This is a genomic window from Microcoleus sp. N9_A1 (assembly GCF_036701795.1).
Lineage (GTDB): Bacteria > Cyanobacteriota > Cyanobacteriia > Cyanobacteriales > Microcoleaceae > Microcoleus.
Genome location: NZ_JAUBRI010000006.1, coordinates 1 through 14,766, shown reverse-complemented (window position 1 = coordinate 14,766; position 14,766 = coordinate 1). Strand labels below are relative to the sequence as shown.

At 44.2% G+C, this 14,766-nt stretch carries 10 protein-coding genes; 5 read left to right on the top strand and 5 right to left on the bottom strand.

Annotation, left to right across the window (positions count from 1 at the left end):
* Positions 1 to 19: 19 nt before the first annotated feature.
* From QUA58_RS04130 to QUA58_RS04120, 3 genes are all read right to left on the bottom strand, one after another.
* Complete coding sequence (locus tag QUA58_RS04130; protein ID WP_333393126.1) at positions 20 to 2,851, bottom strand: tetratricopeptide repeat protein; 2,832 nt, start codon at positions 2,849 to 2,851, stop codon at positions 20 to 22.
* Between the two features lie 277 nt (positions 2,852 to 3,128).
* Positions 3,129 to 3,992, bottom strand: coding sequence for a calcium-binding protein (locus tag QUA58_RS04125; protein WP_333251923.1), 864 nt, complete (start codon positions 3,990 to 3,992; stop codon positions 3,129 to 3,131).
* A 1,482-nt stretch (positions 3,993 to 5,474) separates the two neighbouring features.
* Positions 5,475 to 5,654: a hypothetical protein gene (locus QUA58_RS04120; RefSeq protein ID WP_333251922.1), complete on the bottom strand. Its 180-nt coding sequence runs from the start codon at positions 5,652 to 5,654 to the stop codon at positions 5,475 to 5,477.
* 1,562 nt (positions 5,655 to 7,216) lie between these two features.
* Between QUA58_RS04120 and QUA58_RS04115 the strand changes: the two genes are divergently transcribed.
* Positions 7,217 to 7,414 carry a hypothetical protein gene (locus tag QUA58_RS04115; RefSeq protein WP_333251921.1) on the top strand — a complete coding sequence of 66 codons (198 nt, stop codon included), beginning with the start codon at positions 7,217 to 7,219 and terminating at the stop codon, positions 7,412 to 7,414.
* Between the two features lie 709 nt (positions 7,415 to 8,123).
* Entirely contained in the window at positions 8,124 to 8,324 is a 201-nt protein-coding gene (locus QUA58_RS04110) for a hypothetical protein (RefSeq protein WP_041622289.1), read from the top strand.
* Positions 8,325 to 8,651: 327 nt separating this feature from the next.
* On the opposite strand, the gene QUA58_RS04105 is transcribed toward QUA58_RS04110, so the two are convergent.
* On the bottom strand, positions 8,652 to 9,401 hold the full coding sequence (locus QUA58_RS04105) for a pentapeptide repeat-containing protein (protein WP_333393125.1): 750 nt from the start codon (positions 9,399 to 9,401) through the stop codon (positions 8,652 to 8,654).
* Between the two features lie 54 nt (positions 9,402 to 9,455).
* On the opposite strand from QUA58_RS04105, the gene QUA58_RS04100 reads away from it, so the two are divergent.
* Positions 9,456 to 9,968 carry a phosphoribosyltransferase family protein gene (locus QUA58_RS04100; protein WP_333393124.1) on the top strand — a complete coding sequence of 171 codons (513 nt, stop codon included), beginning with the start codon at positions 9,456 to 9,458 and terminating at the stop codon, positions 9,966 to 9,968.
* A 355-nt stretch (positions 9,969 to 10,323) separates the two neighbouring features.
* On the opposite strand, the gene dxr is transcribed toward QUA58_RS04100, so the two are convergent.
* Positions 10,324 to 11,514 carry a 1-deoxy-D-xylulose-5-phosphate reductoisomerase gene (dxr, locus tag QUA58_RS04095; protein ID WP_333393123.1) on the bottom strand — a complete coding sequence of 397 codons (1,191 nt, stop codon included), beginning with the start codon at positions 11,512 to 11,514 and terminating at the stop codon, positions 10,324 to 10,326.
* A gap of 127 nt (positions 11,515 to 11,641) precedes the next feature.
* Between dxr and QUA58_RS04090 the strand changes: the two genes are divergently transcribed.
* Together QUA58_RS04090 and QUA58_RS04085 are read left to right on the top strand one after the other, a co-directional pair.
* Positions 11,642 to 13,225 carry a DUF2079 domain-containing protein gene (locus tag QUA58_RS04090; RefSeq protein ID WP_333393182.1) on the top strand — a complete coding sequence of 528 codons (1,584 nt, stop codon included), beginning with the start codon at positions 11,642 to 11,644 and terminating at the stop codon, positions 13,223 to 13,225.
* A 9-nt stretch (positions 13,226 to 13,234) separates the two neighbouring features.
* Positions 13,235 to 14,671, top strand: coding sequence for a DUF2079 domain-containing protein (locus tag QUA58_RS04085; protein ID WP_333393122.1), 1,437 nt, complete (start codon positions 13,235 to 13,237; stop codon positions 14,669 to 14,671).
* The last annotated feature ends 95 nt before the right edge of the window (positions 14,672 to 14,766 follow it).

The following is a 14,766-nucleotide window of genomic DNA, read 5'->3' as shown; positions in this document are numbered from 1 at the left end:
AACTTGCTCCAGACACCAACTAACCCAAACCCACCACTTCAACCATCCTTTTCAGCGAACTCAAGTTCACCAAAATATCCTCAGTCAGCGAATTCTGATACATCAACTGTCTAATAGGATAGCATTCAAAAGCCTCACCCGTTAAAAAGTAATGTTCCAACTGCAAATATTGACTGATTCCCCAGTAATAATGGCTGATATAGTGAGGCGACACCAACTCAATTACTTTAGTTCCCTGGCGACTAAAAATCGTATTTGTCAAGCCGCTGCCGTGGGCCGCGACTATCACCTCAGCGTGGTAAAAATGAGCAATTTGCTCTGCCAAAGACATCGACTCAGGCAAAATAGAAACAAAGCCAAATTTATCCAAAACCTCCACCACATCTTCCTCGTTCAAAACTCGGCGGTATCTTGCTTTGCTGCGGCTGATATAAATCCGTTTTGGATAGCTGGAACTAGGTAGAATTCCCTTGAGAAACTCGCGCCTCAAAAAATCCATCGCCCACCCAGAAGGCCAGCCCAAATATCCCGCAAAAGACGGCACAATCAACTCGGTTGCTTGTATGTGAGGCAAGCGATCGCTCTCCAAGACTTTTTCTTCGGGAATGCCCAAAATTCTCAGACTTTCCCGCTGAAATTGGTGCTGACAACTATTCACCAAAAACCAATCAATCTCCGCCAAATCCCTACCGCTGTGCCGCAGCAATTCTATCCTCGGCAAAACATCAACCATCCAGTGAAAATAGACATTTCCCGACAAACCAGAAAGCACTGCCACGCTGCCGTCAATTTGCTTTAAACCGGGAAACGATTCTAACTGAAAAACGCTGTGTTTTCTAACATCATGCTTTTCACATCCAGGTAAAAACCCCGGATAATCTCTCGACACATCAGCCAACAAATAATTGTCAGGAGTAATTACAGCGATCGCCTTGCAAATCAGCCAATAATTTTCCTGCGGCACAATCCAAACTCGCCCGTTGGGAATTGCCGCCACAAAAGTCTTGGGCGACTCCACAGGTAGCGGTTGCGAGTTGGACAAACGGCAAACTCCCCAACCCAAATGCACCGGATCGAACCACTTAGAAAGTCGCTGCAAACACAGCCCGCAAGTTAAACCGGCACACTCGGAATTTTCCAATTTGGAATTGGCGATCGCAAATTGGGAATTCGGAATATTTTCTGCACTTGCTTTTGGTGCAGATTCCCAAAATATTTCCACATAATTGTCAGCATCCAACTTAGCATTAACCAGCCAATCCCAGCTCGATAAATAAATACCGTGAGGAGGTTTTATAGAAGTGCTATCTCGCAATATAAAGCTCTTTTTTTTCCAGTTTTTCGGCTCCCCATACCCGTGCAATTGCAACTCTAAAACTTTTTGATAATAATCTATCGCCCGTTCCCAGCGGCCCTGTTTTTCCAGCAGTTTTGCCAACTCAAAATAAACCTGCGGTAAAGCAGGTTGAATTGTCAACGCCATGCGGTAAACTGCAATTGCTGCAATTATCCGCTCTTGCTGGGCTAAGGAATTTCCCACCCGCCAGTAAATCTCTGCATTTTGTGGCTGAATTTGCAAAGCTTTTTGATAATAAGTGGCGGCCGATTCGTGTCCGCCGTACTCTGTTAAAGCATTTCCCAAATGCAAGTAAATTTCTGTTAAATTATCGCAGATTTCAGCAATTGGTAATTCGCAAGCTGCACTTGACAAATATCTAGCCGCACCATCTTTTTTATTTACTTTTAAATCTGTTAAATCCGTGACATCCGTGACATCCGTGACATCCGTTACATCCGCTACAAAATCCGTTGCCGAACTTCCCATCAATGCTGTGAGAAATCGATCGCACGCAGCGATCGCCCTTGACAATTCATCATCATCTACAGCAGCAACTCTGTACCTGTCTCCCAAGCGGCAGTAAGCCTCAACAAAATCAGGCTTCAGAGCTATCGCCCGCTCAAAATAAGGCATGGCTTCCGCAATTTTGCCCAAAACCATCAAAGAAAACCCGGCGTCTGTATAGCCCGAAATATAGTGGGAATTGATCTCGATCGCGCGATCGAAACAAGCAACCGCCGCCGAATGTTCCCCCTGCAATTGCCACGCTTTCCCCAGATTGTAGTGAGCCACAACCATGTCCGGCTCCAACTCAATAGCTGTGAGGTAAGATGCGATCGCCCTTTCCGGACTTTTGTCCAGCAAGGCTTGACCCAAATTATTGTGCAGTGTCGCCCAATCCGGCTTAATCTCCATCGCCCGCTGGTAAACCTCGATCGCCTCAGCAGCGCGATCGTCCTTGAGCAAAATCACACCCAAATTGCTGTAAGCTTCCACGTAATCCGGCTTCAGAGCCATCACCTGTCGGTAGGCATCCATTGCCGCTTCGAGCTGACTATTTTCATCTAAAAGCACAGCCAGATTGTATAAAGCATCGAGATAATCCGGTTTTTTGGCGATCGCATTTCGGTAACACTTGATCGCCCCCAACAAATTACCCTGCTTGTGAAAAACATTTCCCAAGTTATAATGTAACTCCGGCCAGTCTGGTTTCAAATCCAGAGCTTGCCCGTAGTGAAAAACCGCCTCATCCAGCCACGCATAGTCACTGTAAAGTTGACCCAAATAAGCATGAGCCAGAAAAAACTGCGGCGAAATCTCCAAAGCTTGCACAAAAGCGTCTCTTGCCGCCGTCGGATCGCCTTGAGCTTCGAGAATTGTGCCTAAAGTCGTGTAAGCCGAGGGCGAAAACGGTTGAAGTTCGATCGCCTTTTTGCAAAACTCGATCGCCTCAGTTAACTTCCCCCGGTTCAAATAAATTTGGGCTTGCCGGATATATTCTTCAGTGCTCATTGCTAGCCAGCAGTTGCGGTTTCTTTACCGCTTCAGTAAAACCTAGAAATTTTAATTTAAAAATTTTCTATTTATATTTTGCCCGATCGGGCGAGCGATTAATTTTATCAATAACTGTCGATCGATTTTTTTTAACTGCCCTTGCCTCAGTTCCTGCATTGAATATTTCAACCTCACCCCGCTTGTGGCAGAGTGAGGTTGAAATCCTTTAAAACTACCAGCTTTGTGAGAACAGCCCCGAATCTTATCCGGTGCTGCCCCACAACAGCCAGTTGTTTTAGAACAACTCGAAGTTGTTCGAGGTAATCGTCAGGCCAGTCTGCAACTGAGCAACCTGTAGCACTCCGTTGCTGCCGTTGAAGAACAGCGCACCGCTTGTTGGGTCGTAGACCAACTTGTTGCTCGTGGCTGCTCCTGGAGTAGCTGCGTTGAAACCAGAAACGACGACAAACTCGCTTGCCTCGAAGCTGGTACCCAAACCAGAGAACACACCGCCCTGCTTCAAGCGGATCTTATCTTCGCCTGGGGTAAAGTCAGTGATCGTATCTACGCCATAATCGCCACCGCTGGAGAAGAAGTAGAACGTATCGCTGCCAGCACCGCCGGTCAAGACATCGCTGCCTCTGTCGCCAGAGATAAAGTCATTGCCAGAGCCACCATCGACAGTATCGTTATCTTTACCGCCGTAGAGAACGTCGTTGCCATCGCCGCCGCCGACAACATCGTTGCCCCGACCGCCAAAGACTGTATCGCTCCCAGATCCGCCGAGTACGGTGTCGTTGCCGTTGTCGCCAGAAACCAAGTCATTGCCATCACCGCCATCAACGAGGTCATCCCCTTTACCGGCAAAGATCCGGTCATCGCCAGTCCCGCCAGCTACCGCATCAGCGCCACTGCCTGCAAAGATATTATCGTTGCCGTCGCCGCCGCCGATACTGTCATTTCCGCCTCCGGTAATAATCAGGTCGTTGCCACCGCCAGCAGCGATGACATCTGCATTTCCAAAAGTCAGGATGATGTCATCACCGGAGCTGCCGTTCAACCTGTTGGCGCCGGTGATGCCGATAACGGTTGAGCCGCCGCCACCACCACCACCTGGTAGTGAACTTGCTGGCTGTGTTGGATTAGTTACCTGTGTCATTTACACTCCTCCTAAAAGATCAATCATTTTTCTACAATACACTTTTCCCTCCAAAGGGATTCAATAAATGAAACCGGACATCGGTTGAGACCCTAATTTACCCGGCTGCTATAAGCTGTCATGTAATTTAAATTGTCAGCAGCGAGCCTGGGAGCGCGAGTTGAATCCTGTATTCGTTGAGCAGCAAATCTCGGTTGTTTCCTGCTTTTGACTCTCGACTCCACCACTGCCTCCTCTAACACGAAAATATTCCAGTTAAACGTTTGTGAGTTTACCATACCGATACTGGGTGCGGCTAGTCCTTTTTCAAACAATAGCCGGGAAATACACATAAACCATTTTTAATCGGAGTATGCTCTCAAGATTGAGAAGTTGCACCGCAGTCGTGACCAAATGTCGATCGCCCGGAAGTTCGATCGCCCGCAATGGGGCTGGAACTGAGCTGCGATTTCTTTTAAGTACACTGTACCTGACCTGACTTTTGATTTTCGCCAATAGTTCCCCAGAAATCAAAATTTTTTAGCTGGCTTTCACAGCAAGCCCGCGCACGCTACAGGCCGGATTCAATCAAAAGTGCGTCCCAACCCGCTCCCGGACGGACTTTTGAGCCTCATCACCTTGATATTTCCAGCCAAATCCCTCACGCTCAATGTAGGATTTTGGCTAAAAAACCCAGTTTTTCAACCACAATCCGTCATTTCAACCATGAGCCGCATCCATCCGGACAATCTGACAATGCAGTGATCGTCTTTTGGTGAAGTTGGGATGAACGGTGGGCCGGTAGAGTTGTGACGGTACTGTAACTAGATTTTAGATTTTAGATTTACTCCAGAGATGAATCTGGGAACTGGAACTAGGATATAAAATTTTTGGCGGCTGGCGAATCCTGCCCCAGTTATGGGTTGGCGCAATTGTAGTTATGAAGAATTTACCTGTTAATAATGCTAAAGCCATCAATTTTTTGATGTATCTATCGGCTCCCAAGTAAAATTCTTACCTGCCTACTCGCCGGATTTGTCTCCCATCGAGTTGTATTGGGCAAAAATCCAATCGATTTTCCGTTCTGAAGGAGATCCACCTTCAAATGTTCTTGATGAAGCGATTAGTAAAGCTATTAAGCTGTTTGGCATTTAAAGGAGGATAGTAGGGTGCGTCCATAAATCAGCGTTTCCCATATATAGTTAGTGTTCTAGCTGACGCACCTTACCTGAATCGTTAATGGTTTAAATGCTCCACAGCTTAATGCTCTTAATGATGAAAATGCTTGGCCATCCTTTCATCACTCTGGTCTCTTTTGAGAACTAATTAAATAGTTAATTTTTGTGGTACATTCGATGGCTAATACCTGTGAGTTAAAGTATTAACTTTTTAGCCAATAGTTGTTTACTAATTGTTGTTAACTTCGAGCTGCACATTAAGGATTAGCAAATTATCCGAAATTTGGTTCGGCATTAATTCAGAGAAAATCTCTACTATTTATTCCTAGCGGTGTGCTTCTAGTTGCGCTGGTGACGCGTTGGAATTACTCTGGCTGTCGTAACTGTAGATGTGAGCGTCACTCTCGAAAATATAATTGATGGAAGTAGCTGCATAGTAGCTCAGCGCTAGCAGGGACAATAGATTAAGAACTCTATAAATTGGTTTCTCAGATACTTCGTTCATTTTGACTCCTACTTTTTATGCAAATAACAAATTTGGATACCGTGACGGCACTTTTTTTTAGAAGTTCCCAAACATCTCGCACCTCTAAAAATTTAGCTGGCTCGCGTTATAAACTCATGAGGCCCGATCGCCCAAAATAAGTCGTACTTGCGATTTAAAACAGTTTTTGTTGCCTATTTCATATTGCAGTCTCTGCCTGGAATTGTCTATCTAACTGCGGTAAGAGTTAGGCTATTTGGGCGCAAACGAACTCTACATTTTCCTATTTAGAGCTGCTACGATTTGAAGAAAGGGAGCTGGAAAAGGTTACATAGCAAAGATCCTAGCTGTTTTTCAACAGCCAGGATTTTCCCACCTTCGATATAATGGTACGTCGCCGCCGGAAGTATAAAAATTCTTAAGTTGGTCAACGGCAGGCGAAAATATGTCTGAAGTTATATTTTTGCAAGCAACAGGCCATGTTAAATTACATATTAATTTTGAGCTTGGTTGAGGTGGCAGATAATTTTTGGGTAAAAAATGTTGTGGTCGCTGTCCGATAATTTGAGTCTGACAATTTTGACTGAGCCGCACCCTTAAATCACGATTTGACAGAAGAAAAGTAGGCGTCATTCGATTGGAGACTTCGGGGTGAGACATTCGGCTAGCGCTCAGTCAATCTCGCTCAGTTGAACGATTTGAGATTTGAGATTGTATTCGATAGATGAATCTGAGAGCTTGAACAAAAGCCTAAAGTTTTGGGCTGCGGCCAACTCCTGTCGGAAAATTGTATCCGTTTTTGGGCGGGTTCAAAAAGCAGAAGGCAAAATTTTATATTGGTAAAAAAAATACTGTTTTAGGATTCAGATTTTTTTTTGGATTCTACCTTCTCGCTGATTTTTTTTACAATGAAACAAAATAAATTACTCGCTGCCAGGAGCGATGCACGCCGAATAATTTAGGACGAGATAAGCGACTGTGTTGAAGCCAGTTACTTCCACAATTTATTATAATTCTTGCTCGCATTGAGCTGTTTTTACAACAGACTTTTTGCTGGTAATTTGCAAAAGGGATAGGGGCAGAACAACAGGCCAAAACAGAGGCCCCATTATTAAGGCTATCCAAGATATCACGTCTTTTTTAGATGTCGCTGTATCATTCCAAAAACTTTTGAACCAAACAAGAAAAACGATTAAGGCAATCGAAAAGTAGCTAATCATTATCATTTTTTTACCTGCCAGCCTATAGATGGGATAGAAGTATTTATAATTATTGTATCTCAGGCCGTGGCTCGCCGATCGCAACTTTATGCCCTGAGCTGCAAGCTGCAAGTGTCTAAAACCCAAAGTTTCACAGCTATCCAAGTCCAGAGTATGCGATGTAGAGCGGACTTACTCCCGCTGCTCGGCGGTCTTGGGAACTCAAAGCCTTTCGTTTAGGGCTTTTCGAGGTTTTGTCAAACCTTGAGGCTACCACCCCAATCATAGCTTATGCGATCGAGGTCTTTGGTTTTCTGTGATTTAACTCACGCTACTCTTTTCTCAAATGCTCGATATTATAATAGTCGAGTTCAACGAGATTTCATGCAAGCTCTGACTTTAAAATATGATCGCGCGATCGCTGAACTGTTCTATCAAGTTACTCATTCAGGCAATCTGACTCGCACTCAAAGCCACGGACTGCGCGAACTCTGCCAAAGCGCTCTCAGCGAAGACGCCAGAGATGCAGTCAACCGCCTGCTGCACGCCACCCGCCGCGGATGGGTCAGGATTTCCGATTAGTCCCCTCACACAAGAAGTTGAGATGAGTATTTCTACTTTCTCTCCTGTCAAGCTTTGCCAAGAATAAGATTTTCGTGAGTAGGTCGCTCCATTAACCCTCTCCAAAAAAAATTGTACTGCGATCGAAAAGCTCGACCCGGTTTCTTGAAGAAGCCGGGATTTTTGATTTGAAGCAGTCAGTCGATTTTAGATTTTAGATTTTAGATTTTAGATTTTAGATTGACTTCACAGATGAATGTGAGAGCTTGAACTAGAGCTTAAAATTTGGGGCGGATGCCCGATCCTGTCGAAAACTTGTATCTGTTTTTGGGCGGCCATTAAGTATATCCACGGAACAAAGACCATACTAAGAAACTAGGTAAATGTAGGTAAAAGCAGGCTTCTTAACACGCTAAAAGTTTTACCTTGAATTAAGCCAAGCGATTTAGCTAGCAGTCATTAGTAATATATTAATAGATAAATATTAAAAAATTTGTCACAGCCTCTTGACAAAAAGTAGAGATTTCGGAGTTGCCAGAAGCGAGGAATCGGGACGGGGTTTGTGTTTCAAGTAGCAGGGCGATCGAGGAAATATCCGATCCCCAAGTTCGGCTGACACAAATCACTCATCAAGAGCCAATCGATCACATTTACTCCCGTAGTTGAATCACATAAATTTTGGAAAAATCAGTCAATACTGTCAAAAGTGAGTTCAAAAACAAAACAGATGATGAAAACCCAAACGCTTTTACCTCAATTTACTATTGCAGAGCTAGTCTTTCAGGTATATCACTCCGGTCTGCTGACTCCCACTCACCGACAACAGCTCAAGACAGCCCTATTAAATGACTGTCTTACCGAAGAAGATCAAACAGCCATCAACCGCTTGCTCCACGCCGTTCGCCGGGGCTGGCTGAAGGTTGTAGATTAAATTATCGCCAATTTTTTTTGCCACTCTATTTAAATGAACTGTCAGTCAATTTTGGATTTTAGACTTCCGCAAGCGCTCAGTCGAACCGTGGAGTCCCGCTCACTCGAACAATTTGAGACTTTAGACTTACTCCACAGATGAATCTGGGAGCTTGAACAAGACTCTAAAATTTTTGCCTCTCCACAACACGAGTCCGGGGCTTCTCTCGATTTTTGGGCGCATGAGATTAACGCAGAATTAAATCCCCTTAAAAAAATCAGGCATTAGCCTAAATGTAGGGTGCACCACAGGCACCCTGCGGTTTTAACTTCTATTTTCTCAGCTTATTTACTCAGAGATTGTGCCGTCAGGCATCATGGCCTCTCTGAGATTCGCTTCATTCAAATTTGTCCCGCGCAAAGAAGCTTGATGCAGGTTTGCTCCCCGGAGATTTGCTCCCTTAAGGGAAACTCCGCTCAAATCTGCTTGATGGAGATTTGCACAGCTCAAGTTAGCTCCGCTCAAATCGGCTCCCTTCAAATCAGCTTTTTCCAGATTTGCTTCCGTCAAATTTGCCCAACTCAGATTTGCTTGAGTTAGGTTAGCACGGCTGAGGTCAGCTTGTGTTAAGTTTGCATCGGTTAAATTTGCTTTACTGAGGTTGATTTCGCAAAGCTTTACTTCTGTCAAGTTTGCACCTTGCAAGTTAGCGTTAACTGCATAAACTTGAATCAAAATTGCTCCCTGAAGGTTTGCATCTCTCATGTCTGCACCCCTGAGACTCGCCCCCGTTAAATCAGCCCCGCTGAAGACGACACTCCGCAAGATGGCTCCGCTCAAGTTCGCTCCTACCGCCTCGCATTCGCCAAAATTAGCGGACATGAGGTTGGCTTGGGAGAGGTTGGCTTGGCTGATATCTGCTTGATACAGATTAGCTCTGTAGAGGGTGAGACCGATCGAATTTGCACCTTTTAAATTAGCGTGACTCAGGTCAATATCGCGCAAATTTGTCCTTGACATAAGGGCACCGCTCAGGTCTACTTTGTGAAAAACCCGTTCTCCGGCTGCATACCGTCTGAGAAGTTCATCTGCATCCATGTCATTTTCCCCAAAATAATTAATAATACCTTTGATATTTCAATAATATTAGGAATGAGTGACCTTTACGTTTCTTGGCCTGAGTACCATCGGAAAATTGAGGATTTGGCTGTAAAAATTGAGGAATCTCAGTGGAAATTCGATCGCATTGTCTGTCTGGCGAGGGGAGGGCTGCGCGTCGGCGATACTCTGTCGCGGATTTTCGACAAGCCGCTGGCGATTTTAGCTGCCTCGTCCTATGGTGGGGCCGAGGGAAATGTCCGGGGTTCGATCGAGTTTGCCCGCGATTTGACAATGGTGGGCGATAATTTGGGCAGCCAGATTCTGCTAGTTGACGATTTGGTGGACTCGGGAATTAGTTTAGAGCAAGGTATCGCTTGGCTCAATAGTCGCTACGGCGAGGATATTCAGGAAATTCGGACTGCTGTACTCTGGTACAAGGCTTGTTCTGTTGCAAAGCCGGATTATTATGTAGATTATTTGGCTGACAATCCTTGGATTCACCAACCTTTTGAAATGTACGAAAAAATGAGTGCGGCTGATTTGGCAGCGAAAGTTGGGAGTTAGTCTATAAAAGACTAAAGTCTGGTCAATTTTTTATAGGGTTTGCCGATATTTTGCACTTTTTGGAATAGTCCGCCAGGGGTTAAAAACCCCTGTCTCATAGCTAAAGTCCTCTCAAAAAGGACTGGATATTTATCAAGGTTGGGCAGTCGGTTTCAACTGAGATATTGTAGCATTGTCAGCAACAGGCAAGATGCCTGTTCCACCAAACTCAATTTTATTGTGGAACGGGCATCTTGCCCGTTCTAAACAGGTAATTGACAATGGTGCAATATCTCAGTTACAACCAAATTTAGCTATGAGACGGGGAATTAATTCCCCGGCAGGCTTGTGGGTAAGTGCAAGTCTGCTGATACAATTAGCGAACCGAAAGAATGCGATCGCCCAATTCCATACTCTCTGCCAAAACTTCCTGCCTCGCCCACCGATCCGCCGCCAAAATATCATCTAAAGCCGGACTTTTACAGTTATCAGCTTGATGTTTGTCGCACGCCTTCTCAATCAACTTCGGAATATCCAAAAACTGAATTTTTTCCTCCAAAAATAGCGCTACAGCCTGTTCGTTTGCCGCATTCAGCACCGCCGGCATCGAACCGCCCGCACGTCCCGCCGCATAAGCCAACTGCATACAAGGATACTTTTCGTGGTCTGGTTCTCGGAAAGTTAAATCCCCAGCTTTTACCAAATCCAGCCGTTCCCAATCTGTATGAATTCGCTCCGGCCAAGACAAAGCGTAAAGCAGCGGCAATCGCATATCCGGCCATCCCAATTGCGCCAAAACCGAGGTATCTTGCAGCTCAATTAACGAGTGAATTATGCTCTGAGGATGGATGACAATATCAATGTCGTCATAATCCATTCCGAACAAGTAATGAGCCTCAATTACTTCTAATCCTTTATTCATCAAAGTAGCAGAATCGATCGTGATTTTCTGCCCCATCGACCAATTCGGATGTTTCAAAGCATCGGCTACTGTTACTGCGGCTAATTTGTCGATCGGCAAATCTCGAAAAGAACCCCCCGAAGCCGTGAGAATAATTCGCCGCAACCCGCCAACCATAACACCTTGGAGACACTGAAAAATTGCTGAATGTTCCGAGTCAGCAGGCAATATTTTAACGCCGTATTTTTCGATTAAGGGGTTGACAACGGGGCCCCCTGCGATTAATGTTTCTTTATTGGCTAAGGCGATATCTTTGCCTGCTTTGATAGCCGCAATTGTTGGCAGCAAACCGGCACAGCCAACTATGCCGGTGACGACGGCTTGAGCGTCGCCATATTTGGCAACTTCGACAACGCCTGACTCGCCAGCAAGTAAAATAGGTTGAGGGTCGATATCTGCGATCGCCTCCTTCAATTCCTGTAATTGATCTTCGTCGCAAATTGCGACAATTTCCGGTCGAAACTGGCGAATTTGCTGGGCCAGCAACGTTACATTTCGTCCGGCAGTTAACCCGACAATCCGAAATTGATCGGGGTATTGAGCTACAATATCCAGAGTTTGAGTGCCGATGGAGCCTGTGGAGCCGAGAAGAGTTATTGCTTTCACAATTTTTTAATGTTTTGTGGATTATTCTAATATTACGATTGCGGGAACTAAAATTAGCGGTTAACTATTGCGCGGCAAGCACATTCGATGGCATTATATTTTGACCGATCAGCTAGTGCCAGATTTCATGGAGAATAGGGAAAATTTTGTTGATGACCGTGAGGACATCAGTGTCTCGAACTCGGAAAATATAGAGAAAAGTCGATCGCCGATACCGTCGAGTTTGGTTTGGGCGATCGCTACTGCTGCGACAATTTTCTTTTTGTGTAGCACTTTACGCCACGCTTTATTCCAATCAACTGCTTTCGATTTGGGAATTTTTGACCAAGCAATTTACTTGATCAGCCAAAACCAAACGCCTTTTTCTTCTTTCATGGGGATTCATATTTTGGGCGATCACGCAGCGGTAATCTATTATCCGCTAGCTTGGCTGTACAAAATTTCCCCGGATGTGCATTGGCTGCTGTTGGTACAAGCAGTTGCATTATCCCTGGGGGCTTGGCCTACCTGGAGTTTAGCGCGTTTAGCAGGTTTGAATCAAGAACAATCCCGTGCGATCGCATTGATTTATTTGCTCTATCCGGTGGTATTTAACATCAATTTATTTGATTTTCATCCGGAAGTAATCGCTTTACCCGCACTTTTGGCAGCAGTTTTGGCGGCGCGTTTAAATAAAATTGTGTGGTTTTGTACCGCTATTGTGTTAGTTCTCAGTTGCAAGGCGGTTTTGTCCCTAACCGTTGTTGCTATGGGTTTGTGGCTGTTTTTTTGTGAAAAAAAGCAACGTTACGGGGCGATCGCACTTTTGCTCGGTGCAGCTTGGTTTTTGATAGCTTCCCAGAAAATCATCCCCTTCTTTAGCGGCAGCGAAGTCGCTGGAGTCGGGCGCTACAGCTATTTAGGAAAATCCGTACTAGAAATCATCATCAATCTCATATTAAAACCACAGTTAGTATTAGGAAAAATCCTTTCCTTCGATACATTCAAATATTTATTTCTCCTCACCTTACCTGTGATTTGGCTGCTATTACCATTTTCTGGCCAACTACGCCTAAAATATTTAACAGCGCTAATTCCTGCCATCCCTACCCTGCTGATTAATATCCTCTCTGACTTGTCATTTCAACGCAGCTTAGCCTATCAGTATTCAGTACCTGTAATTCCCTTTTTATTTTTAGCAGTAATCGCGAAGGAAGAAACAAGGAACAGGGAAGAAATAAAAGGCAACAAGGAAGAGGATAAAGCAAATAAGCAACATTTTTTAACATGGGTCAATCTGCCACAATTTAAAAACTTCCGAATTTCTCAACTTTGGCAGGGAATTCAATTGCCGAGAATCATGATAATTTGGTCATTACTAATTTTCCTATGTGTGGGCGAATATAAAGATTTTTATCTGTACATAAATAGACTAGATACCTGGCAAGCTACACGCGAAGCAGTCGCACAAGTTCAACCGCAAAGCAGTATTTTAACCGATAATAGACTTGCCCCTCACTTTGCCCACCGCCCAATAGTAAAATTGCTGTCACAAATTTCGCCCCAAACAAATTTAGCTGAATTTCAATACATATTATTAAACCTGCGCCATCCCTGGCCTGATACTGAAAAACTTGGTGCTACCTTAGCAAATAAACTTAAAAATTCTCCCGATTTTAAATTAACTTATCAAAAAAACGAAGTTCTGCTATTTAAACGAAGCGCTGATTAAACCAATAAAATGCTAACTTTAAAATCCCTAAAAAATCATCCAGTATTTTTAATGATTGTCGTGACAACGATAGTCTTATTTGCCGCCAGCAGCGCGCGGCACGCTTTGTTTCAGTCAACTGCATTCGACTTAGCAATTTTTGACCAAGCAATTTATTTAATCTCCCAAAATCAAACGCCATTTTCCTCTTTAATGGCAATCAATATTTGGGGAGATCACGCCGCTTTTATTTTCTATCCACTAGCTTTACTTTACAAAATATATCCCGATGTTCACTGGCTTTTTTTAGTGCAAGCTGTTTCCCTAGCTTTAGGCGCTTGGCCGAGTTGGAGTTTGGCACGTCAAGCCGGATTAAACGAACAAAAAGCAATTGCAATTTCAGCCGTATATCTGCTTTATCCCGCAGTATTTAATGTCAATCTCTTCGACTTCCACCCAGAAGTCATTGCTTTACCAGCACTGCTAGCAGCAATCTTAGCCGCGAGGCTGAATAAAACCTTGTGGTTTTGTGCTGCTATTGTATTAGTCTTGAGCTGCAAAGCCGTGCTATCTTTAACTGTGGCTGCGATGGGTTTGTGGCTGTTGTATTTTGACAAAAAACGCAATTGTGGGCTCATAGCTCTCTTTCTAGGCGCGGGTTGGTTCCTGGTAGTTACTCAGGCCGTTATACCGTATTTTAATCAGGGAAGAGAACACGCGGGGATCGGGCGATATCAATATTTGGGAAACTCTGTTTTTGAAATTGCTATTAATTTAATAGTAAAGCCCAATCTAGTTTTAGGGCGTTTGTTTTCTCTAGAGACTTTTGGATATTTAGCATTATTGCTATTACCAGTAATTTGGTGGCTGTCCCCGCGTCATCTGTCATCTTTAATTAGTGCTGTGCCGATGTTGGCGATGAATATTCTTTCCGATATCCCCGCTCAACGGGATTTAATTCATCAATATTCTGTGCCGATATTGCCGTTTTTGTTGGTTGCCGTAATTTCCAGTTTAGCAGCTAGCAATCAGCAAAAGGGAAAGACAATATTTGATAGATTGTCAATTCCTAATTATCCATTGCCTAGAGTCATTGTAATTTGGTCGTTGATTGCTTTCTTAGCTTTAGCGAAATACGGCTATTTTTGGACTATTTATTTAAATGGGTTCGACACTTTGCCCGCTACCAGAGAAGCAATTTCTCTTGTTGAAACCAAAGGCAGTGTTTTAACAAGTGCTCAGATTGCTCCGCACTTAGCGCACCGCCCTGTAGTAAAATTAACTCTGGCTGACGCACCGCCGGCAAATCTCGCAGAATTTGATTATGTATTGCTGAATTTGCGCTATCCTGGCTGGATGAGCGATCGAGCTTTTGTGGAAAACCTCATAACTAAACTAAAAAATAACCCTCATTTTCAACTCAAATATAAGCGAGACGACATATACCTATTTACTAAGAGTGATTAGTCAGCAGTCATCACTCATCAGTCAACAGTCAACAGTCAACAGTCAACAGTCAACAGTCAACAGTCAACAGTCAACAGTCAACAGTCAACAGTCAA